19 protein-coding genes are annotated in these 19,146 nt (G+C 72.1%); 10 read left to right on the top strand and 9 right to left on the bottom strand.

The window, feature by feature from the left end:
• Positions 1 to 708: 708 nt before the first annotated feature.
• On the bottom strand, positions 709 to 1,212 hold the full coding sequence (locus ACFP1K_RS34410; protein WP_380761354.1) for a MarR family winged helix-turn-helix transcriptional regulator: 504 nt from the start codon (positions 1,210 to 1,212) through the stop codon (positions 709 to 711).
• A 101-nt stretch (positions 1,213 to 1,313) separates the two neighbouring features.
• On the opposite strand from ACFP1K_RS34410, the gene ACFP1K_RS34405 reads away from it, so the two are divergent.
• The 7 genes from ACFP1K_RS34405 to ACFP1K_RS34375 all read left to right on the top strand — a co-directional run bounded on the left by ACFP1K_RS34405 (position 1,314) and on the right by ACFP1K_RS34375 (position 7,619).
• Positions 1,314 to 2,171 carry an NAD(P)H-binding protein gene (locus ACFP1K_RS34405; protein WP_380761352.1) on the top strand — a complete coding sequence of 286 codons (858 nt, stop codon included), beginning with the start codon at positions 1,314 to 1,316 and terminating at the stop codon, positions 2,169 to 2,171.
• 157 nt (positions 2,172 to 2,328) lie between these two features.
• Entirely contained in the window at positions 2,329 to 3,120 is a 792-nt protein-coding gene (locus ACFP1K_RS34400) for a hypothetical protein (protein ID WP_380761350.1), read from the top strand.
• A 5-nt stretch (positions 3,121 to 3,125) separates the two neighbouring features.
• Positions 3,126 to 3,932: a hypothetical protein gene (locus ACFP1K_RS34395; RefSeq protein WP_380761348.1), complete on the top strand. Its 807-nt coding sequence runs from the start codon at positions 3,126 to 3,128 to the stop codon at positions 3,930 to 3,932.
• A 42-nt stretch (positions 3,933 to 3,974) separates the two neighbouring features.
• Complete coding sequence (locus ACFP1K_RS34390; RefSeq protein ID WP_380761346.1) at positions 3,975 to 5,264, top strand: hypothetical protein; 1,290 nt, start codon at positions 3,975 to 3,977, stop codon at positions 5,262 to 5,264.
• Positions 5,265 to 5,275: 11 nt separating this feature from the next.
• Positions 5,276 to 5,857: a TerD family protein gene (locus ACFP1K_RS34385; RefSeq protein ID WP_380761344.1), complete on the top strand. Its 582-nt coding sequence runs from the start codon at positions 5,276 to 5,278 to the stop codon at positions 5,855 to 5,857.
• Entirely contained in the window at positions 5,854 to 7,017 is a 1,164-nt protein-coding gene (locus ACFP1K_RS34380) for a DUF475 domain-containing protein (RefSeq protein WP_380761342.1), read from the top strand. Before ACFP1K_RS34385 ends, ACFP1K_RS34380 begins: the two co-directional genes overlap by 4 nt.
• Before the next feature lie 17 nt (positions 7,018 to 7,034).
• Positions 7,035 to 7,619, top strand: coding sequence for a hypothetical protein (locus ACFP1K_RS34375; protein WP_380761340.1), 585 nt, complete (start codon positions 7,035 to 7,037; stop codon positions 7,617 to 7,619).
• Between the two features lie 108 nt (positions 7,620 to 7,727).
• On the opposite strand, the gene ACFP1K_RS34370 is transcribed toward ACFP1K_RS34375, so the two are convergent.
• The 3 genes from ACFP1K_RS34370 to ACFP1K_RS34360 are packed head-to-tail and all read right to left on the bottom strand — an operon-like array spanning position 7,728 to position 10,238.
• A complete protein-coding gene (locus ACFP1K_RS34370) occupies positions 7,728 to 8,909 on the bottom strand; it encodes a hypothetical protein (protein ID WP_380761338.1) in 1,182 nt (393 codons plus the stop codon).
• A complete protein-coding gene (locus ACFP1K_RS34365; RefSeq protein WP_380761336.1) occupies positions 8,906 to 9,478 on the bottom strand; it encodes a hypothetical protein in 573 nt (190 codons plus the stop codon). The genes ACFP1K_RS34370 and ACFP1K_RS34365 overlap by 4 nt, the downstream gene beginning before the upstream one ends.
• A gap of 25 nt (positions 9,479 to 9,503) precedes the next feature.
• Positions 9,504 to 10,238, bottom strand: coding sequence for a Crp/Fnr family transcriptional regulator (locus ACFP1K_RS34360; protein ID WP_380761334.1), 735 nt, complete (start codon positions 10,236 to 10,238; stop codon positions 9,504 to 9,506).
• A gap of 256 nt (positions 10,239 to 10,494) precedes the next feature.
• Between ACFP1K_RS34360 and ACFP1K_RS34355 the strand changes: the two genes are divergently transcribed.
• Both ACFP1K_RS34355 and ACFP1K_RS34350 read left to right on the top strand, forming a co-directional pair.
• On the top strand, positions 10,495 to 11,364 hold the full coding sequence (locus tag ACFP1K_RS34355) for an AAA family ATPase (RefSeq protein WP_380761332.1): 870 nt from the start codon (positions 10,495 to 10,497) through the stop codon (positions 11,362 to 11,364).
• Positions 11,365 to 11,399: 35 nt separating this feature from the next.
• Positions 11,400 to 12,860, top strand: coding sequence for a vWA domain-containing protein (locus ACFP1K_RS34350; protein WP_380761330.1), 1,461 nt, complete (start codon positions 11,400 to 11,402; stop codon positions 12,858 to 12,860).
• Positions 12,861 to 12,867: 7 nt separating this feature from the next.
• On the opposite strand, the gene ACFP1K_RS34345 is transcribed toward ACFP1K_RS34350, so the two are convergent.
• Positions 12,868 to 13,635, bottom strand: coding sequence for a nuclease-related domain-containing protein (locus tag ACFP1K_RS34345; protein WP_380761328.1), 768 nt, complete (start codon positions 13,633 to 13,635; stop codon positions 12,868 to 12,870).
• Positions 13,636 to 13,847: 212 nt separating this feature from the next.
• Here ACFP1K_RS34345 and ACFP1K_RS34340 point away from each other — a divergent pair, with 212 nt between their 5' ends.
• Entirely contained in the window at positions 13,848 to 14,501 is a 654-nt protein-coding gene (locus tag ACFP1K_RS34340; RefSeq protein WP_380761326.1) for a TetR/AcrR family transcriptional regulator, read from the top strand.
• On the opposite strand, the gene ACFP1K_RS34335 is transcribed toward ACFP1K_RS34340, so the two are convergent.
• From ACFP1K_RS34335 to ACFP1K_RS34320, 4 genes are all read right to left on the bottom strand, one after another.
• On the bottom strand, positions 14,498 to 15,586 hold the full coding sequence (locus tag ACFP1K_RS34335; protein WP_380761324.1) for an acyl-CoA dehydrogenase family protein: 1,089 nt from the start codon (positions 15,584 to 15,586) through the stop codon (positions 14,498 to 14,500). The genes ACFP1K_RS34340 and ACFP1K_RS34335 overlap by 4 nt on opposite strands.
• A complete protein-coding gene (locus ACFP1K_RS34330; protein ID WP_380761322.1) occupies positions 15,583 to 16,761 on the bottom strand; it encodes an acyl-CoA dehydrogenase family protein in 1,179 nt (392 codons plus the stop codon). Before ACFP1K_RS34330 ends, ACFP1K_RS34335 begins: the two co-directional genes overlap by 4 nt.
• Positions 16,762 to 16,858: 97 nt before the next feature.
• Positions 16,859 to 18,070 (bottom strand): acyl-CoA dehydrogenase family protein, encoded by a 1,212-nt coding sequence (locus tag ACFP1K_RS34325; protein WP_380761320.1) that lies wholly within the window; start codon positions 18,068 to 18,070, stop codon positions 16,859 to 16,861.
• Positions 18,070 to 19,053, bottom strand: coding sequence for a phosphotransferase family protein (locus ACFP1K_RS34320; RefSeq protein ID WP_380761318.1), 984 nt, complete (start codon positions 19,051 to 19,053; stop codon positions 18,070 to 18,072). Before ACFP1K_RS34320 ends, ACFP1K_RS34325 begins: the two co-directional genes overlap by 1 nt.
• Positions 19,054 to 19,146 lie beyond the last annotated feature (93 nt).

Here is a 19,146-nt window from a genome sequence, read left to right as displayed (position 1 = left end):
CGTCGCGGCGCCGGCCAAGGCGGCCGCCGAGGCAGACGTCTGGCCGGGGTGAACAACCCGTGCGGGCAACGGAAGAGGCGTTAGCTCGACCGCCGTCCGGCGGTGCCGGGTTCGCCGTACCGCGTCCCACCGTCGTGGCGCCGGCCAAGGCGGCCGCCGAGGCAGACGTCTGGCCGGGGTGGACAACCCGTGCGGGCAACGGAAGAGGGGTTAGGTCAACCGCTATCCGGTGGCGCCCGGGTTTGCCGTACCGCATCCCACCGTCGCGGCGCCGGTACACGGAAGCCGCGGAGGGTGAGGAGTACCGGGCCGCGCGGCTAGGCGTGTACCGGGCTGGGAGCGTGAAGCCGGATCGGGGGATGGACCGGATCGGGGGCATGGGCTCGAACAGTGGCATTGACTGGGATGTGTCGCGGTGGAGTGTGGTGAGCCCGGCAGGCTCGGGGGTGCGGGGGTGTCCCCCGTAGGAGAACAGCCCTTGCGCCTTTCCGCGCGAAGCGCGGCCTCCGGCAAGGACCGTTTCACCCCGCGCCGCACGTATCGCGGGTTGACCACCGTACGGCGGCGCCGGGTTCGCCGTACCACGTCCCGCCTACCGGCGCCGATTCGGATGGCTCCGGAAGCAACGGGGGACGGAGTACAGCGGGCGTGCAGGGCGGCGGGAGTGGAGGGTGGCGGGTTCCTCATCACCCACAAATTCCATCGCTCCTAGCGGACGTCACCGGGCGGCCGGGGGGGAGGGCTAGTTTCGGAGGTGGGGGGGTGGTTTGTTAGTTGGAGGGTGGCTACCTTTTGGAAGGTTTGTTTGAAGGTGGTGTAGGTGTTTTCGCCTAGTTCTTGGGCGTGGCGGTGTTCGATTTCTGCCATTACGGCGTCGGAGTCGGACATCAGGGTGAGGCCCAGGGCGGTGGGGACTATCAGTTTGGCTCGGCGGTCTTGGGGGTCGGGTTCGCGGCGGACGTAGCCCAGGTCGGTCAGTTCGTCGATCAAGGTGCCGATCACCTGTTTGTGCTGGCCGGACTGCTGGGAGAGGTCGGTGGCGCGGCTGCCTTCGGCGTCCAGGTAGGCCATCACGGCGCCGTGTCTCGGGCGCAGGCGGGGGTGGCCGCGGTGGGCAAGGGTCTCGAACAGTTCCTTCTGCAGGCTGAACAGGACTCGGCTGGTCAGGATCCCGAGGTCGGGGTTCGCCTGCTTGCGTTCACTGCGCCGCATCGACCACTGCTCCAGATTTAGTCACTAACTTTGACTATCATTATTTCTTACTATACCGTGGAGGACGTTGATCGTTCTCATCCACGACGGGACACACCATCATGACCATCTTGATCACCGGCGCGAACGGCGTCGTCTCCCGCGCCCTGCTCGACGTCCTGCCCGCGCTCCTGCCCTCCCCCAAGGACCTGCGGCTGCTGGTGCGCGACCCCGCCAAGGCACCCGACGTACCTGGAGCCGAGGTGGCCGTCGGCGACCTGGACGAGCCCGCCTCGCTGAACGAGGCGTTCACCGGGGTCGACACGTTGTGGCTGCTCACCGCGATGGGACCGCAGGCGCCGCACGCGACCACGAACGCGGTGTGGGCCGCACGGAAGGCGGGGGTGCGGCACGTGGTCCGCATGTCGGCGGTGGGGGCCGCGCACGACGCGCCCACGCGCAACGGGCGGCTGCACGCGTTGTCGGAGGTCGAGCTGAAGGCCTCGGGGCTGGGGTGGACCATCCTCAAGCCCCACTTCTTCATGCAGAACCTGCTCGGCTCGGTGTCCGGCACCACCCTGTACGGCGCGCTCGGCGAAGGCCGGCTCGGCATGGTCGACGTCCGGGACATCGCCGACGCGGCGGCACGCGTGCTCGCCGCCCCCGCCGCGCACGACGGCAAGGTCTACACGCTCACCGGCCCGGCCAGCCTGTCGCTGCGCGAGGCCGCCGCCGAGCTGGGGCCGGTGCTCGGCGAGCCGATCACCTACCAGCCGGTGCCCCCGGCCGACGTGCACGAGACGCTGCTCGCGCAGGGCCTGCCCGCGTGGGACGCCGCCGTCTACGTCGAATACTTCAACGCCTACTCGGCAGGCTGGGGAGACTTCACCACCGGCGACCACGCCACCGTCACCGGCCGCCAGCCCCGCTCCTTCGCCGAGTTCGCCCGCGACCACGCCGATCGGCTGCGCGGCGCGTAACCCGAGGCGGCGGCCGCGCGGCGCGTAGCCGAGGCCGGTTTCCCGCCCACCGCGCGCGACGGGCTGCGAAACCCGTATTTATCGGGTGTCGTGCGATCTCTGTTCCCCCACGCTGAGGCTGTCGGATTAGGCGCATGCGGGAAAGGGATCGCGCCCGATGGCGTACGTCGAAGGAACAGAACCATCCGCGGGGGCGGACGAAGCCGTCACCTATGAGGACGCGCGACGGGCGGGCGCGGCCGATGGGCGAAACCAAGCACTCTGCCCGATCTTCATCATCGATCCGACCTACCGGCCGGTCTTCTTCGAACGGATCGATTCGCACTTCAGCTCGATGCAGAGCCGGCTGCTCATGGACCGGACCAAGGCCCTGGGCCAGATCGAGAGGCACGCCCACGAGTCGTCGGTGTCGCTCACCAGGAGGGTCAACGAGCTCCAGGCGATCACTACGACCATGGGCCCGGAGCGGCTGGCGCTCGGCAGGCCGGTCGCGCGCGAGGGCGCCACCTGGGGAGAGGTCCGGCCGCTCACCCACGAGGAGGCCGACCAGGAGCGCCTGGAGCGGGATCTGCGCAGGAACAACGCGCAGATCGAGGCGCACGTCACGTCGCTGACGACGGTGAGCAACAACTGGATGCAGTGCTGGACGTCGTTCCACCAGCAGGCCCAGCTCGCCCTGGAGCGCGCCAACAGCCTCGGCGCCTCCTACAAGGAAGGGCTGCTGGACACCCACCAGCACGCCGAGGAGATCGCCCGCAGGTGGCGTCCGCCGGAGTTCCGGCTGCGTGACGAGTGGTTCCAGGACCCCGCCACCCGGCTGCAGGACGCCATCCCCCGGGGGGTGCGCGACAGCGCGACCCAAGCCTGGGAGCAGTGGCTGGACCTGTGGCGCACGGACACCCTCCCCCGTCCCATCGAGGGCGGCGATCACCGCCACGAGGGGCGGTGACGGGGATGCTCCCCACGCTGACCCGGGCCGGGGCCCTGCTCCGCGCTCTTGCCGTGTCCATGATCCCGACGAGGGGGCGGGTCAGGGTCGTGCTCTGGGCCCTGACCGCCCTGCTCGTCCTGTTGCCGTGCGCCGGCTGCGGGGGCGGCGCCCCGGCGCCGGAGAAGGCCATGTGCGGCGCGGTGATCGACATCACCGGCTTCCGCCAGTATCCCGAGGCCGAGCAGTTCGTCGACCAGCGGCTGCGCAACTTCCTCAAGGGCTGCGACTGGCTCGGCTACGCCGCGATCACCGGCAGCTCCGAGGGCTCCCCGTGCCACAGCGCGCCGGTCCCGCTGTTCGTGCTGCCCGAGGAGAACCCCAACGACAACGCCGTCATCGAGAAGACGGTCCGCACGGCGCACCTGGCCGAGGCCATCACCCGCACCAAGAACCTGCTCGGCTGCGAGCGGGACGACGCGCGCGGCTCGGACGTGCTCGGCGGCCTGCGGGCGATCGGCGCCCAGCTCGACGGGTCGCCCGCGCCGGACGGCGAGCGCCGCATCGTCGTGTTCAGCGACATGATGAGCAACATCGGCGCCCTGGACCTGTCCGAGTGCGACTACACCGACCAGAAGGCCCGCGCCGCCAAGGTCGAGGAGCTCAAGCAGAAGGACCTCCTCCCCCGGCTGGAGGGCGCCACCGTCGTCATCTACGGGTTCAACCTGCTCTCCGAACGCCGCCCCGACTGCGTCCCGCCGCTGAAGCTCCTGTGGAGAGCGATCTTCAGCGCGGCCGGCGTGCCGGACGACTCCGTGAACATCCAGCAGTGATCCCCAGTCATCGAACGACCTCATCGGAGATCGGAAACATCCATGGCCGTCAAACAGGTCAGACAACTTGAGCAGGGAGAACCGCCCGTCGACGGGCACCCCGCCGGCCCGGCGTCGCCACCCTCCGGCCCGTGGCGCCCGCAGACCGTCCATCTGCCCGACTGGGACCAGCTGGAGTCCAAGGCCACGGCCAAGGGCGCCGCGGACGCCAAGAGCCCCGGCTTCGACTCGATCACCCTGAAGACGCAGGGGTACGAGCCGCCGCACCTGCTGGTGCTGGACGCCCAGCGCCAGCGGACCATCGACGACCTGCACGCGCAGCTCGCCCGGCAGGAGCACTCGGCGCGGGCGGCGCGGGCCGCGCACGGCAAGCGCGCGGAGGCGGTGTCGGAGGACTACGTGCGCACCCGCGCGGTGCACGAGGTGGCCCGCGGGAGGGTCGAGGGGCTGGAGATCGGCCCGTCGCAGTGGCCGGGCGACGGCAAGCCGAGCTCGATCGCGCTCGGCGGCGGGTGGCGGGAGGCGCTGCGCTCGTGGGGGGTGCCGTTCCTCCTGCTGCTCGTGCTGCTCAGCATCGAGGTGCCGATCTACTACGCGACCTTCCTCAACTGGGGCGAGACGACGATCATGACGTACGCGCTGGCCCTCGGCGCGATCTTCGTGTTCGTCTTCGGGCCGCACATGTACGGCCGCAAGTTCCGCGAGTGGGAGGAGTTCCGCGGGCGGCGCAGGCACAGCGAGCGCAAGGGCGAGGACGAGCGGTCGCCGCGCCGGCGCGGGCTCGCGGGCCGTCCGGTGATCCTGTTCCTGATCCCGGTGATCTGGCTCGCCGCCATCGGCGCGGTCGCGTCGCTGCGGCTGCTGCTGATCGGCGACGTCACCTACATCGACGCCGACGGCAACGAGCAGCGGGTGCCGAGCGCGATCGACGGCTGGGGCCTGATCCCCACGGTCATCCTGGTGACCGCACTGATGATCTTCACCGCGCTCATCGCCACGGAGCTCGGCCGCCGGATGGGCAACCCCAACGACCGTGCGCTCAAGGAGCACCGGGCCCACCTGCGGCGCACCTCACAGGCCCTGGCGGCGGCGCAGGCCCGCCAGGAGGAGTGCGACTCGTACGCGATGGAGCTGGACCACTACCTGGCCACGATCGACCAGAGCCGCGAGAGGTACACCACGCAGATCGAGGGGGGCTACGACCACGTGGAGACCATTTACATGGACGCCCTGATCAGCGGGATCGAGGATCCCAAGGCGTCCCTCTTCGGGCCCTCCGTCCTGGACCGGCACCAGCGCCGCCGGCACGACCCCAACCAGTCCGACACCTGAGGAGACCGAATATGGGCGTGAATCTCACCAAGGGGGGCGACACCGGGCTCCCCGGGCGTCACCTGACCAAGGTCCTGGTGGGCCTCGGCTGGCGGTCGCTGGACACCAGCGGCCGGGACGTCGACCTGGACGCCTCGGCGCTGATGGTCGGGCGCAGCGGCCGGGTGCTGTCCGACGAGCACTTCGTCTTCTACAACAACCTCAAGAGCCCGGACGCCTCGGTCGAGCACAAGGGGGACGACCGCACCGGCACCGGGACCGCCGAGCAGGACTGCGAGACGATCCTGATCGACCTGCCCGAGGTGCCCGCGCGGTGTGTGCGCATCGTGTTCCCGGTGTCCATCTACCACGGTGAGACGTCCGGCCAGACCTTCGGCCAGGTGCGCGACGCGTACATCCGGGTGGTGGACGAGGCCACCTCGGCCGAGTTGGTCCGCTACGACCTGAGCGAGGACTTCTCCAAGGAGGCGGCCGCCATCTTCGGGGAGCTGTACCGCTACGGCCAGGAGTGGCGCTTCCGCGCACTCGGCGAGGGTTACGCCTCGGGCCTGCGGGGGATCGCGGTCGGTTACGGGGTGAACGTCACCTCATGATCCGGCGAATCTTCGGCTGGTCGTTCACCCTGACCGGGGTGGGCCTGCTGGCGGCGCTCGCCATGGGCGGGCCACGGGCGCTGGTGCTCGTGGCCATCCTCGCCGTCCTGGAGATCTCCCTGTCGTTCGACAACGCGGTGGTCAACGCCCGGGTGATCGAGCGGATGAGCCCGTTCTGGCAGCGGATGTTCCTCACCGTCGGCATCGTGATCGCGGTGTTCGGCATGCGGCTGGCGTTCCCGCTGCTCATCGTGGGGATCACCGCCAGGCTGAGCCCGGCCGACGCCATCGGCCTGGCGCTGAACGACGCGGCCGAGTACGGCAGGCGGCTGCACGAGGCGCACCCGCTGATCGCGGCGTTCGGCGGCATGTTCCTGCTGATGATCTTCCTGGACTTCATCTTCGAGGACCGGGAGTTCGCCTGGCTGGCCTGGCTGGAGCGGCCATTGGCGAAGATCGGCAAGCTGGACCAGCTGTCGGTCGTGGTGGCGCTGTCCGTGCTGGTCGGCGCCACCGTGGTCGCCGACGTGGACACCGGCAGCGTGCTGACCGCCGGAGTGCTCGGCATCGTGACATACCTGCTGGTCAACAGCCTCGGCGAGCTGTTCGAGGCCGGGCAGCGGGTCGAGGGCGCGCAGGCCGAGGGCATCGGGACCGGGCTGCCGGCGCTCGCCAGGGACGAGGAGCCGCTGACCGTGCTCCCGCCCGCCGGTGGGCGGCGGCCGTCCGGCCTGGCGGGCGCGACGGGGCGCGCGGGGTTCTTCCTGTTCCTCTACCTGGAGGTGCTGGACGCGTCGTTCTCGTTCGACGGCGTGGTCGGCGCGTTCGCCATCAGCGACGAGTTATTGATCATCGCGCTCGGGCTCGGCATCGGGGCGATGTACGTGCGGTCGCTGACCATCTTCCTGGTCCGCAGGGGCACGCTCAACGAGTACGTCTACCTGGAGCACGGCGCGCACTGGGCGATCGGCGTGCTGGCCGCCATCATGCTGATCGGCCTCGGGCGCGAGGTGCCGGAGATCGTCACCGGGCTCATCGGCCTCGCCTTCATCGGCACCGCCATGCTCTCCTCCACCCTGCGCAACCGCGGCGCCGCCCGCGACCGGGAGATCATCGCGGCCGAGCAGGTCGCCCCCGAGCCCGCCGAGACACGGAACTGACGGGAAGGGACGGGATCGTGCCGGAGCAGTACCGGGTGGTGCTCACCAAGGAAGCCCCGAGGATGGCGCTGCCCACCGAGAGCGGCCGGATGAGGATCAACCTCACCTGGAACTCCAGCGGGTCCTCCCCCATCGACCTGGACCTGTGCTGCCTGTGGGAGCTGGCCGACGGCTCCCGCGGCTGCGTCCAGGCCCTCGGCGGCAAGTTCCGCGTGCCGAAGGGGGGCGGCGCCCCGGTCATCGCCCTGGACCGGGACGAGCGCGCGGGCGGCCCCGAGGGCGAGAACATGACGATCGACATGTCCCAGTCCCACCTGATCAGCCGCATCCTGGTCTTCGCCTACATCTACGACGGCGTGCCCAACTGGGCCGCCGCCGACGGCGTCGCCACCGTCTTCCCGGTCAGCGGCCCGCCCATCGAGGTCATGCTGGACGGCTCCGACCCCCGCGCGCGGGTGTGCGCCGTCTTCCTGCTCCGCAACACCGAGGGGCGGCTCGGCATCCGCCGGGAGGTCCGCTACTTCACCCGGGGCCACCGCCAGATGGACGCCACCTACAAGTGGGGCCTCAACTGGCGGCCCGGCCAGAAGACCCTGCCCTGATCCCACGATCCCCGCCCCGGCCCCGCTCCCCCGGCGCGGCCGGGGCGGCCTCACGGGGTCCCTGACGGCGGCCGGGGCAGTCCGCCGCCGGGGGCCCCGTCTCGGCGTTCAGGCCTCGTGCGCGAGCAGCAGCCACGCCGTCTCCGCGAAGCCCTTCTCCGGCAGGGTGGCGGTGGTCGGGCGGAAGGAGGCGGGGGGCAGGTCGCCGCTGGCGGTGGTGGCGAGGTCGGTGTACAGCGAGGCGGAGAGGGCGAGCGCCAGGGAGGCGCGCGGCTCGTCGGCCAGCGCGGAGCGCACGGACGGGGAGTCCAGCGTCCGGTGGAGGGCGGCGGCGGTGGCGCGGGTGTCCGCGGGGTGCGGGACGGCGCGGCACACGGCGAGCCGCAGCCGCGGGCCGGGGTCCAGCCGGCTCAGCTCGCCGTGCAGCGCGGCCACCAGGCCGTGCACGGCCCGCACGTCGCCGCAGGTGGGCGGGAGCACCGCGAACCACCCGTCGGCCCGTTCCCGCACCTCCACGGCGCTCGGGCGCAGGCCGGTGACGCGGCAGGCCGCCGTCAGCAGCTCCACCGCCCGGGACGTCTCCCCCGGCGGGTCCAGGCCGGCCGCGACGCACAGCCGCACCACCGGCTCCGGCGCCTCGGGCGAGCCGGGGTCCACCGGGACGCGGAACGCCTCCGCCGTCGCGGGCGCCGCCTCCAGCAGGCCGCCGGGGTGCCCGACCGCGGCGGCGACGGTCAGCGCCCCGGCGACGTCGGTGGCACCCGGCGGCAGCTCCAGCAGCACCCGCATCCGGTACGAGCGGCGCGGCAGCGGGCGGGACGGCTCGGCGCCGAGCGTGAAGCCGAACGCGGGGCGCAGCACGCCGAAGACCCGGGGCGCGGCGACGGCGTCCCGCAACCGGTGCGCGGCCCGGTGGTAGCGGCCGTGCGTCACCTCGCCGGGCGCCGTCCCGCACGGCGCGGCGCCGGCGCCGAGGCGCAGCGCCACGGCGTCCCCGGTGAGGCGCACCTCGAACCTGACGCCCGCGTAGTGCCGGTCGCCCGGCAGCCGGTCCAGGTCGAACGCGAACACCGCCTCGCGGTGCCGCACCCCCGCCGCCGCGGCGTGGTCGCGCAACGCCGCGGCGAGCCGGTCGTCCGGGAGCGCGCGGACCCGCGGCCTGGCGATGCCCGCCCCGGCCTCCCGCGCCCGCCGCGGCCCCGGCCCGAGCAGCGGCTCCGGCCCGCACAGCGGGATCCAGGCCGGCAGGCCCTGCTGTATGGCGGGCTCGGCCCGGTGCGGCGGGGTCATGGCGGCGACCCGGCCGCGTAGATGTAGGCCGGGATGGACCGGGTAGGGGTGGTGACCACGACGGGGCGGAACCACGTCTTGTGCAGATCCTGGGACTCCGGGTAGGCCAGGTCGTCCAGGAGCTGGCCGGAGATGATCATCGCGAGGTCGCAGGACGGGCTGCCGGCGAGTTCGGCGCGCAGGTCGTCGCTGGCGCACATCTCGCCGACCGCGGTGACCGCCTGGCCGGTGAAGCCGTCGTCGTCGAGGCGGACCAGGCCCTGGTGGAACGAGAGGCGGCAGCGCAGCCGGGGGCCGTCCGGGGAGCGGCGGTTGCGGCGCCAGAGGGTGTTCCCCAGCTCACGGGTGAGGCCCGCCACCACCCGGGCCTCGTTGACCCCGGAGGTCAGCACCAGCAGGACGCCGGTGGGCTGGATCTGGAGGGTGGCCTGGTCGAGCCCGGCCGCCAGGCCGGCGCGCTCCACCACGTCGACCAGGCGGGGGCGGGGGTCGCCGCGCAGCGGGCCCTCGCCCTCGACCGCCACGCACAGTCGCCGTACCGGGTCCGGTAACGGGTCCAGCACATCCATACGCCCTCCGCCGACGTGGTCCCGTTCAGTCCTCTCCACTGTCGCCCGGGGTGGTCGGCCACACCCCGTATTCAGGCGGGATTTCGGTGATTCCGGCGTCGGACGACAACGCGGGGCCGTCCAGCACGAGGATCCGGCCGTAGCGGGTCGCGATCACCTCGCGCTCGCGCATGCCGCGCAGGATCTTGTGCACGCTGTGCTCCCTGGCTCCGATCATCGCGGCCAGCTCGGGCTGGGTGAGGGACCCGATGAGCACGCCCTCGGGGGTGCGCTCGCCGTATCGCGAGGCGAGGTAGAGCAGCACCCTGGCCACCCGGACCGGCATCGGGGAGGTGCCGAACTCGATGCGGTGCCAGGTGGCGTGCCGCAGTTTCGCCACGATGCTCGCGTACACCGCGCGGCTCGCGTCCGAGCGCCTTTCCAGGAACTCCAGGAAATCGCGTTGGCTGATCTTCCGGACGAAGCACGCGCCCACCGTGGTGACGGTGGCGACCCGGGGGCGATTGTCCAGGCTGGCGAACTCCCCGATCAGATCGCCGTCCGATCTCACGGCCAGCAGCACCACTTTGCCGTCGGCGCTGTTGCTGACCGCCTTCACGTATCCCTGGACGATCAGGAAAACGTGCCGGGTCTTGCGATCACCCTCCATGAGCAGGGTTTCTCCGCTGGCGACCTGTGAGAATGTGCCGAGCGAGAGCATTTCATCACGGGTGGCCGGTTTGAGGGATCCGAGCAGGGTCGCGGCGGGCCATGCGCTCATTCTCCGCGGGCCGTCGTGGGGCCCCGGCGTCGACGCGGTCATTACCGCCTCCCGCCTTTATCCTGTCGGCCGTGCTCCCTTTTTATAGCGTATATAGATGGCAAATGGGGGAATGTTTGGACCGTTCCCGGCGAAACCGCCCTCCCGGATTTCCCGCCCCGCGCACCCGGAAATCCCGCCGGGCGGGCGTCCGTCCAGGCCGGGAATGTATGGATCAGGTAGATTAGAACAAGGTTCGGTCCAGGACGGGAGCAAGATGACAGGCTGGTTCGGGTCGCCGGAGGACGCCGGGGAACGGCTGGCCGCCGCCGGCTATCTCACCGACGACGGCATCGCTACCACGGCGTTCCTCGGCGCCGCGCTCGGCAAGCCGTTGCTGGCCGAAGGACCCGCCGGGGTGGGCAAGACCCAGCTCGCCAAGGCCGTCGCCGAGGCGACCGGCGCGGAGCTGATCCGGTTGCAGTGCTACGAGGGCCTGGACGAGGCCCGCGCCCTCTACGAGTGGAACTACAAGAAGCAGCTGCTGCGCATCCAGGCGTCCGGCGAGCAGGGCTGGGAGCGGACCCACGACGACATCTTCAGCGAGGAGTTCCTGCTGGAACGGCCGCTGCTGCGGGCCATCCGGCGCACCGGGCCCGCGGTGCTGCTGATCGACGAGATCGACAAGGCGGACGTCGAGGTCGAGGGGCTGCTGCTGGAGATCCTCTCGGACTACCAGGTCACCATCCCCGAGCTCGGCACCATCGCCGCGACGCGCCGGCCGTACGTCGTGCTGACGTCCAACGCCACCCGCGAGCTGTCGGAGGCGCTGAAGCGGCGCTGCCTGTACCTGCACCTCGGGTACCCGACGCCGGAGCGGGAGCGGGACATCGTGCTGGCCCGGGTGCCCGGCATCGGCGCCGCGCTGGCCGAGCAGCTCGCGCGGACGGTGGCCACGCTGCGGGCCCTGGAGCTGAAGAAGTCGCCGTCCATCGCCGAGACCATCGACTGGGCGGAGACCCTGCTCGCGCTCGGGCACGCCGAGCTGGACGCGGCGGTCACCTCCCGCACCCTCGGCGTGGTGCTGAAGCACGCCTCCGACCAGACGCGGGCCGAGAAGGAGCTCGGCCTGCCCGCGCGGTCGTGACGCCGCCCGAGGGGCCTGACCTGTCCGGGGAGCGGATGCCACCCGGGGAGCCGGTGCCGTCCGGGGAGCCGGTGGCGGCCGGGCACGAGGAGCGGGTCGCGGCGGTGCGGCGGGCCGGGGGGCCGGTGTCGTTGCTGGACCGGCACGTGGGGTTCGTCCGGGCGCTGCGCGCGGCCGGGGTGCCGGTGTCGCCCGCCGAGGGGCTGGACGCCGCCCGCATGCTGTCGGTGATCGACCTGGGGCGGCGGGAGACGCTGCGGGCCGCGTACGCGGCGACGCTGGTGAAGCGGCCCGCGCACCGGCCGGGGTTCGAGACGCTGTTCGACCTGTGGTTCCCGGTGGTGATCGGCCACGGCGGGCCGCGCGCCGAGGAAGGCATGGATCTGGAGCTGGCCGAGGTGCCTGAGTTGCGGCAGCGCCTGGCACGGCTGCTGCTGGAGGACGCCGGGCCGTCGGGCGACCCGGCGTTCGCGGAGTTCGTCCGGGCGATGGTGGCGCGGTTCGGGAACATGCCCGCCGGCGCCGGGCGGCAGAGCTGGTTCTCCTACTCGGTGCTGCGGGCCCTGTCCCCCGGCACGCTGATGGCCGGCATGCTGGCGCGGGAGCTGGACGGGCAGGAGCGGGGCGGGCTCGCCGAGAAGGTCGCCCGCAGGCGGCTGACCGACAACATCGCGGGCTTCGAGGACGCGGTGGGGTCGGAGGTGCGGCGCAGGATCGCCGAGGAGTCCGGGGTGGAGCGGATCGCGCGGGCCGCGGTGAAGCCGCCGGTGGACCGGATCGACTTCCTGCGGATCACCAACGCCGACCTGTCCGCGCTGCGGCGGGAGGTGTATCCCCTGGCCCGGCGGCTGGCGAGCCGCCTCGCGGCCAAGCACCGCCTCGGCAAGCGGGGGCGGCTGGACTTCCGGCGCACCGTGCGGGCCTCGCTCGGCACCGGGGGCGTCCCGCTGGTCACGCACACCCGGCCGCGCCGGCCCCACAAACCCGAGCTGGTCGTGTTGTGCGACGCCAGCGACTCGGTGTCGGCGTTCTCGCACTTCACGTTGCTGCTGACGTACGCGCTGCGCGAGCAGTTCTCCAAGGTGCGCGCGTTCGCCTTCGTGGACACGATCGACGAGATCACCCGCTTCTTCACCCCCGGCGCCGACGTCCTGGACGCCATCACCCGCATGACGCAGGAGGCCGACATCTCCCGCTTCGGCCGCAGCGACTACGGCCACTCGTTCGAGACGTTCGCCGAGCGGTACGCCGACGCCGTCGGGCCGAAGACGTCCCTGCTCGTCCTCGGCGACGCGCGCACCAACTACCAGCCGCCGCGTCTTCCCACGGTGCGGCGCCTGGCCGGCGCCGCCCGTCACGCGTACTGGCTGAACCCCGAGCCCCGGGCGCAGTGGGACACCGGGGACTCGGCCGCCTCCGTCTACGACGCGGTGGTCCCGATGTACGAGTGCCGCAACGTCGCCCAGCTCGCGGACTTCATCGAGGAGATCGCCTAGGCGTCCCTCAGACCGTCAGGCGGCGCAGGATGCGGGCCGAGGTGCGGGTGAGGAACTCCACCTCTTCCGGGGTGAGGTCGCCGTTGCCGTTGGCGAGGATCCACTTGGCGGCGCGGCGCGGAGTGAAGAGGGTGAGCCCCTCGGCCACGACCACGCCGTCCTTGACCCGGCCACCGTGGACGGCCAGGAGCGCGGAGACCTCGATGGGCGTGGAGGCCTCGCGGGACAGGACCTCGCGCATGGTCGCCGCGGCGCCCACCAGGGCCTCGGCAAATTTGCGACCGGCACGTTCCCCGAGAAAGAGCTTGCCTCCGTACGCCGCGATGTGGGTGTCCGGGGGCCAGGCCTCGTTGTCGACGATCCAGACGCCGCCGGGACCGATGACCAGGTGGTCGATGGAGGCCTTGCCGGGGACGGCGCGGCCGTCGAGGACGCTGTAGCCGTGCTTGCCGAGGGCTCGGCGTAACAACCTGCCGGTCCGGACGGCGCCGCTGCGCTTGCCGCGCCAGACGGCCGTGGCCTCGAACATCCGCCAGGAGATGAAACCGTCGATGCCCCAGACGGCGAAGCCGCCGAGCACGCCGATCAGCAGCGGAAGAGGGAAGCCCCGGTAGATCGCGAGCGCGGTGATGACGACGAATCCCGCACCGGCCATGATGTTGCGTCTGCGGCGCCGCTCCGATCTCGTCTCGCGCCAGCGGAGTTCGTACATCACCGATGGCGAACCCCACTTGAACTTGTCGTCAGGCGGCACGTAGATAGACCCATTGGGCACCGGAAACCCCCACGATTTCGGGCTCAGTCGACTTACGTGTGGGATACCCAACCGGGAGCTCCAACTTTAAAAGGTGACGTAAATAGAACACCGGCGATACCCCTACGGCGGGGTGGGAGCGCGCCTTACAGGGAGGGAGCAGCGAAGTCGCCGCTGGTTGACCGACCAGTCGGTATGCTGGGGGCCACTGACTTTCCAGGGGAGGCGTGCGAATGGCGCGCGGCGATGTACGGGAACGACTCACGGCGGACGACGGCCGTGGTGTGGGCGCGGGCGAGCCGGCCGCGGCGCGGCGCGAGGAGCCGGTGCGGCGGAGGCTGCTCGGCGAGGCGACGCGGCTGTTCGCCGACAAGGGCTTCGAGAACACCTCGGTGCAGGAGATCGTGTCGGCGGCCGGGGTCACCAAGGGCGCGATGTACCACTACTTCGGCTCCAAGGACGACCTGCTGCGCGAGGTCTACGCCCGCGTGCTGCGCCTGCAGACCGAACGTCTGGACCGCTTCGCGGACGCTCCCGGTCCCGTGGCCGACCGCGTCCACGCCGCCGCCGCCGACGTGATCATGACCACCATCGACAACCTCGACGACTTCAAGATCTTCTTCCGCTCGATGCACCAGCTGGCCCCCGAGACCCAGAAGGCCGTCCGCGCCGAACGCCGCCGCTACCACGAGCGCTTCCGCGACCTGGTCCGCGAAGGCCAGACCTCCGGCGTCTTCCGCACCGACGTCCCCCCGGACCTGGTGGTCGACTTCTTCTTCGGCTCAGTCCACCACCTGGGCTCCTGGTACCGCCCGGACGGCGCCCTGACCCCCCCGGAGATCGGCCACCACTTCGCCGACCTCCTCCTGTCCTCCCTCCGCCCCTAACCCGCCGCCGGGGCGGACAGGCCGGAGGGCTCGGCGAGGGCGTCGCGGTGCTCCGCGGGGGTGCCGAGGGCGATCTCGTCGGCCTTGGCGCGCTTGAGGTAGAGGTGGAGGGGGTGTTCCCAGGTCATCCCGATTCCGCCGTGGAGCTGGAGGGACTCCTCCGCGGCGTGGACGGCCACCGTGCCGCACCATGCCTGGGCCACGGAGACCGCGGTTGAGGTGTCGATGCCGGTGGTCAGGGCGTCGGCGGCGTTGCGGGCGGCGGCCCTCGCCTGGACGATCTCCATCCACAGGTCGGCCAGGCGGTGTTTCAGTGCCTGGAAGGAACCCACGGGGCGGGCGAACTGGCGGCGGTCCTTGACGTAGGCGACGGTGGTGGCCAGGCACCACTCGGCCACACCCAGCTGCTCGGAGGCCAGGAGGCCAGCCCCCATCTCCAGAGCCGCACGCAGGGGGGTCAGATCGGACGCCAGCGGCGTCGCGGGGGCGGCGTCGAAGGTGACCACCGATACGGGGCGGGTGACGTCCAGGGAGACCACGGGGCGTACGGTCGCGCCGGCGGCCTCGACCGCGTACAGGGCGCCGGAGGCGGGGACGATCAGCACGTCGGCCACGTCCGCGCCGGCCACGGCGGTCACTCTGCCGGTCAGGGCGCCGTCCACCACGCTCACGGGGGTGGCGAGCGTGCCGTAGGGGGACGTGGCCAGGGACACCGCCAGGGCGGCGGTGGTCTCGCCCTCGGCCAGCGGGCCCAGCAGGGCGGCGGCGGCGTCCGTGCCGGCGCCGAGCAACGCCTGGGTGGCCATCACCGAGCTGGTGAGGTACGGGACGGGGGCCACGCCGCGGCCCAGCTCCTCCAGGACCACGGCCGCCTCGCGGGGGGTGGCGCCGGCGCCGCCGAGGTCCTCGGGGATCAGCAGGCCGGCCACGCCGATGTCGCCGGCCAGCGCCTTCCACACCCCGGCGTCGTGCGCGGGGGCCTCGCCGACGCGGGACAGCACGGCGGACGGCGGGCACCGGTCGGCGAGCAGGGCGCGGACGGCGGCCCGCAGTTCCTCCTCGACCTCGGAGTACAGCAGGGTCATCGCGGCAGGTCCTTCCAGGGGACGTCCTTGTCGACGCGCGGCTCGGCGGGCAGGCCGAGCACCCGCTCGGCGACGATGTTGCGGAGGATCTCCGAGGTGCCGCCCTCGATCGAGTTGCCCTTGGCCCGCAGGTAGCGGTAGCCGGGGCCGCGCCCGACGAAGTCGACGGTGTCCGAGCGCCGGAACGTCCAGTCGTCGTACTCCAGCCCCTCCTCGCGGAGCAGCTCGACCTCGATGCCGGACAGCGCCTGGTTGAGCCGGGCGAACGCGAGCTTCATGCCCGACCCCTCCGGGCCGGGCGCCCCGGCGGCGAGCTGCTCGCGCAGCCGCGAACCGGCCAGCCGGGTGACCTCGGCCTCCACCCAGAGCTCCAGCAGGCGCCGGTGCAGGTCGTGGCTGCGCAGCTCGGGCCGGGTGCGCCAGATCTCGGTGACCACGCCCATCATGCCGCCGCCGCGCCGCGACGGGGCGCCGCCGATCGCGACCCGCTCGTTCATCAGCGTGGTCTGCGCGACCCGCCACCCGTCGCCCACCTCGCCGAGCCGCAGCGTGTCGGGCAGCCGTACGCCGGTCAGGAAGACCTCGTTGAACTCGGCCTCCCCGGTGACCTGCCGCAGCGGGCGCACCTCGACGCCGGGGGCGTGCATGTCGCAGACGAAGTACGTCAGGCCCCGGTGCTTCGGCACGTCCGGGTCGGTGCGGGCCACCAGGATGGCCCACCGCGCGAGGTGCGCGCCGGACGTCCACACCTTCTGCCCGTCCACCACCCACTCGTCACCGTCGCGCACCGCGCGGGTGGCCAGGGTGGCGAGGTCGGACCCGGCGCCGGGCTCGCTGAACAGCTGGCACCAGATCTCCTCGCCCGTCCAGAGCGGCCGCAGGAACCGCTGCCTCTGCTCGGCGGTGCCGAACACCAGCAAGGTGGGGGCCGCCATGCCGAGCCCGATGGCCTGCTTGCCCACGTCGAGCTGCGGGGTGCCCTCGAACTCCCGCTCCACGGCGCTCTGCAGCTCGCGCGGCGCGCCGAGGCCGCCGAGGCCGGGCGGGAAGTGCACCCAGGCCAGCCCTGCGTCGAACCGCGCCCGCAGGAACTCGAGCCGCCCTGTCGCCGCCGGGTCGTGCCCGGCGAGGAACTCGCGGGCCCTCTCCCTGAGCGCCGCTTGGTCCACTGTCACGGATCATCCCTTCGCGTCCGCCGGCGGGGTCACTCCGCGGGCTCGTGCCTCTCAGCGCTCCGCCCGCGGGTCACTTTCGCGGGCAACCGGCTTCAGCTCACTCCGCGGGCATGTGCTTCTTCAGCTCGCGGTAGGCCAGGGACCGCTTGTGCACCTCGTCCGGCCCGTCGGCCAGGCGCAGCGAGCGGGCGTACGCCCACAGGCCGGCGAGCGGGAAGTCCTGGCTGACGCCTCCGGCGCCGTGCACCTGGATCGCCTTGTCCAGGATCCACTCCACCGTCACCGGTGTGGCGATCTTGATGGCCTGGATCTCGGTGTGCGCGCCCTGGTTGCCGACGGTGTCCATCAGCCAGGCGGTCTTCAGCACCAGCAGGCGCAGCTGCTCGATCCGGACCCGCGACTCGGCGATCCAGTCCTGCACCACGCCCTGCTGGGCCACGGGCTTGCCGAACGCGGTGCGGGACAGGGCGCGGGCGCACATGAACTCGACGGCGCGCTCGGCCATGCCGATCAGCCGCATGCAGTGGTGGATGCGGCCGGGCCCGAGCCGGGCCTGCGCGATGGCGAATCCACCGCCCTCCTCGCCGATCAGGTTCTCCACCGGCACCCGGACGTCCTCGAACAGCACCTCGGCGTGGCCGCCGTGGTCGGCGTCGGTGTAGCCGAACACGTGCATGCCGCGTACCACGGTGAGACCCGGGGTGTCGCGCGGCACCAGGACCATGCTCTGCCTGCGGTGGGACGAGCCCTCCTGCGACGTCTTGCCCATCACGATGAAGATCGCGCAGTCCGGGTTCATCGCGCCGGACGCGAACCACTTGCGGCCGTTGATCACGTACTCGGCGCCGTCGCGCACGATGGAGGTGGAGATGTTGGTGGCGTCCGAGGAGGCCACGTCCGGCTCGGTCATGGCGAACGCCGAACGGATGCGGCCGTCCAGCAGGGGTTCCAGCCAGGCGCGGCGCTGGTCCTCGGTGCCGAACATGGCCAGCACCTCCATGTTCCCGGTGTCCGGGGCCGCGCAGTTGGTGGCGGTCGGGGCGATCCGGGGGCTGCGGCCCATGATCTCGGCGAGGGGGGCGTAGCGCAGGTTGGTCAGCCCGGCGCCGTGCTCGCCCGGCAGGAACAGGTTCCACAGGCCGCGGCCGCGCGCCTCCTGCTTGAGGCCGGCCATCAGCGGCGGCATGCCCCAGCCGCTCCCGGCGGCCTGGCGCTCGAACTCTGCCTCCGCCGGGTAGACGCACTCGTCCATGAACTCGGTCAGGCGCTTGCGCAGTTCCTCGGTGGCGGCGTCGTAGCCGAAGTCCATCAGTCCTCCAGTGCGCTCAGGCCGTGGGCCACCAGGGGCGCGACGTTGGCGCCGATGTCGGCGAAGCCCTGCCCGACGGTGAGGCCCTTGGTGTAGCGGAAGTGGATGCCCTCGGAGATCACCGCGAGCTTGAAGCAGGCCAGGGCCAGGTACCAGCCGAGGCCGGTGATGTCGAGGTCCGCGCCCCGGGCGTAGCGCTCGGCCAGCTCGGCGACGGGGGTGCGGCCGCCGGGACCGACGGCGCCGCTGCCGTCCAGCGCGGCGAACTCCGCGTACAGCAGGAACAGGGCGAGGTCGGTGAGAGGGTCGCCGAGGGTGGACATCTCCCAGTCGAGCACGGCGCGCACCTCGCCGCCGGCGATGAGGGTGTTGCCGAGCTTGAAGTCGCCGTGCACGATCGTGTCCCGCTGGGTCTTCGGGACGGCCCGCGCCAGCCGGTCGTGCAGCGTGTCGATGCCGGGGACGTCGCGGCTGCGGGAGGCGTCGAGCTGGCGCTTCCAGCGGCGCACCTGGCGCTCCAGGAAGCCCTCGGGGCGGCCGAAGCCGGCGAGGCCGATCTCCGCCGGGTCCAGGGCGTGCAGGCGGGCCAGGACGTCGGTCAGCTTGGCGTCGATCTCGCGGGTGGCCGGGGGCTGGCCGCCCTCGACGTACTCCATGACGTAGAAGGGGGCGCCGATGACCTCGGCGTCCTCGCACAGCAGGTGGGTGCGCGGGACCGGGACGCCGGTGTCGCGCAGCGCGGTCATGACGCGGTACTCGCGGCCCATGTCGTGCGCGGTGGCGAGGACGTGGCCGAGGGGCGGCCGGCGGACCACGAACGGGTGGTCGCCGTCGCCGTCCCGGACGAGGTAGGTCAGGTTGGACATGCCGCCCTGGATGACCTCGGCCGTCAGCGGGCCGCGGGCGAGACCGTGCTCCGCCAGGTGTGTCTCCAGGCGGGAGAGGTCCAGGCCCGGCGGGCTCGTCTCCGGTTGTACGGGCATCGCGCTCCCCTGTGGTGCCAGTCCCATGGAGCGTACCGACCGGCCGGTATGCCTGTCGACACAGCCTCCGGATATCCGGATGAGGGACCGGCT

This window comes from Sphaerisporangium aureirubrum, from assembly GCF_042658925.1.
GTDB lineage: Bacteria > Actinomycetota > Actinomycetes > Streptosporangiales > Streptosporangiaceae > Sphaerisporangium > Sphaerisporangium aureirubrum.
Note: the sequence above shows the minus strand (reverse complement) of the source record. Positions and strands in the feature narration are given on the sequence as shown.

Excerpts from the sequence above, each read along its gene's own strand:
- ACFP1K_RS34320 (WP_380761318.1), bottom strand. The coding sequence starts at position 19,053 with ATGCCCGTACAACCGGAGACGAGCCCGCCGGGCCTGGACCTCTCCCGC.
- ACFP1K_RS34370 (WP_380761338.1), bottom strand. The coding sequence starts at position 8,909 with ATGACCCCGCCGCACCGGGCCGAGCCCGCCATACAGCAGGGCCTGCCG.
- ACFP1K_RS34400 (WP_380761350.1), top strand. The coding sequence starts at position 2,329 with ATGGCGTACGTCGAAGGAACAGAACCATCCGCGGGGGCGGACGAAGCC.
- ACFP1K_RS34410 (WP_380761354.1), bottom strand. The coding sequence starts at position 1,212 with ATGCGGCGCAGTGAACGCAAGCAGGCGAACCCCGACCTCGGGATCCTG.
- ACFP1K_RS34395 (WP_380761348.1), top strand. The coding sequence starts at position 3,126 with ATGCTCCCCACGCTGACCCGGGCCGGGGCCCTGCTCCGCGCTCTTGCC.
- ACFP1K_RS34355 (WP_380761332.1), top strand. The coding sequence starts at position 10,495 with ATGACAGGCTGGTTCGGGTCGCCGGAGGACGCCGGGGAACGGCTGGCC.
- ACFP1K_RS34340 (WP_380761326.1), top strand. The coding sequence starts at position 13,848 with ATGGCGCGCGGCGATGTACGGGAACGACTCACGGCGGACGACGGCCGT.
- ACFP1K_RS34365 (WP_380761336.1), bottom strand. The coding sequence starts at position 9,478 with ATGGATGTGCTGGACCCGTTACCGGACCCGGTACGGCGACTGTGCGTG.
- ACFP1K_RS34405 (WP_380761352.1), top strand. The coding sequence starts at position 1,314 with ATGACCATCTTGATCACCGGCGCGAACGGCGTCGTCTCCCGCGCCCTG.
- ACFP1K_RS34325 (WP_380761320.1), bottom strand. The coding sequence starts at position 18,070 with ATGGACTTCGGCTACGACGCCGCCACCGAGGAACTGCGCAAGCGCCTG.
- ACFP1K_RS34350 (WP_380761330.1), top strand. The coding sequence starts at position 11,400 with ATGCCACCCGGGGAGCCGGTGCCGTCCGGGGAGCCGGTGGCGGCCGGG.
- ACFP1K_RS34360 (WP_380761334.1), bottom strand. The coding sequence starts at position 10,238 with ATGAGCGCATGGCCCGCCGCGACCCTGCTCGGATCCCTCAAACCGGCC.
- ACFP1K_RS34390 (WP_380761346.1), top strand. The coding sequence starts at position 3,975 with ATGGCCGTCAAACAGGTCAGACAACTTGAGCAGGGAGAACCGCCCGTC.
- ACFP1K_RS34335 (WP_380761324.1), bottom strand. The coding sequence starts at position 15,586 with ATGACCCTGCTGTACTCCGAGGTCGAGGAGGAACTGCGGGCCGCCGTC.
- ACFP1K_RS34385 (WP_380761344.1), top strand. The coding sequence starts at position 5,276 with ATGGGCGTGAATCTCACCAAGGGGGGCGACACCGGGCTCCCCGGGCGT.
- ACFP1K_RS34380 (WP_380761342.1), top strand. The coding sequence starts at position 5,854 with ATGATCCGGCGAATCTTCGGCTGGTCGTTCACCCTGACCGGGGTGGGC.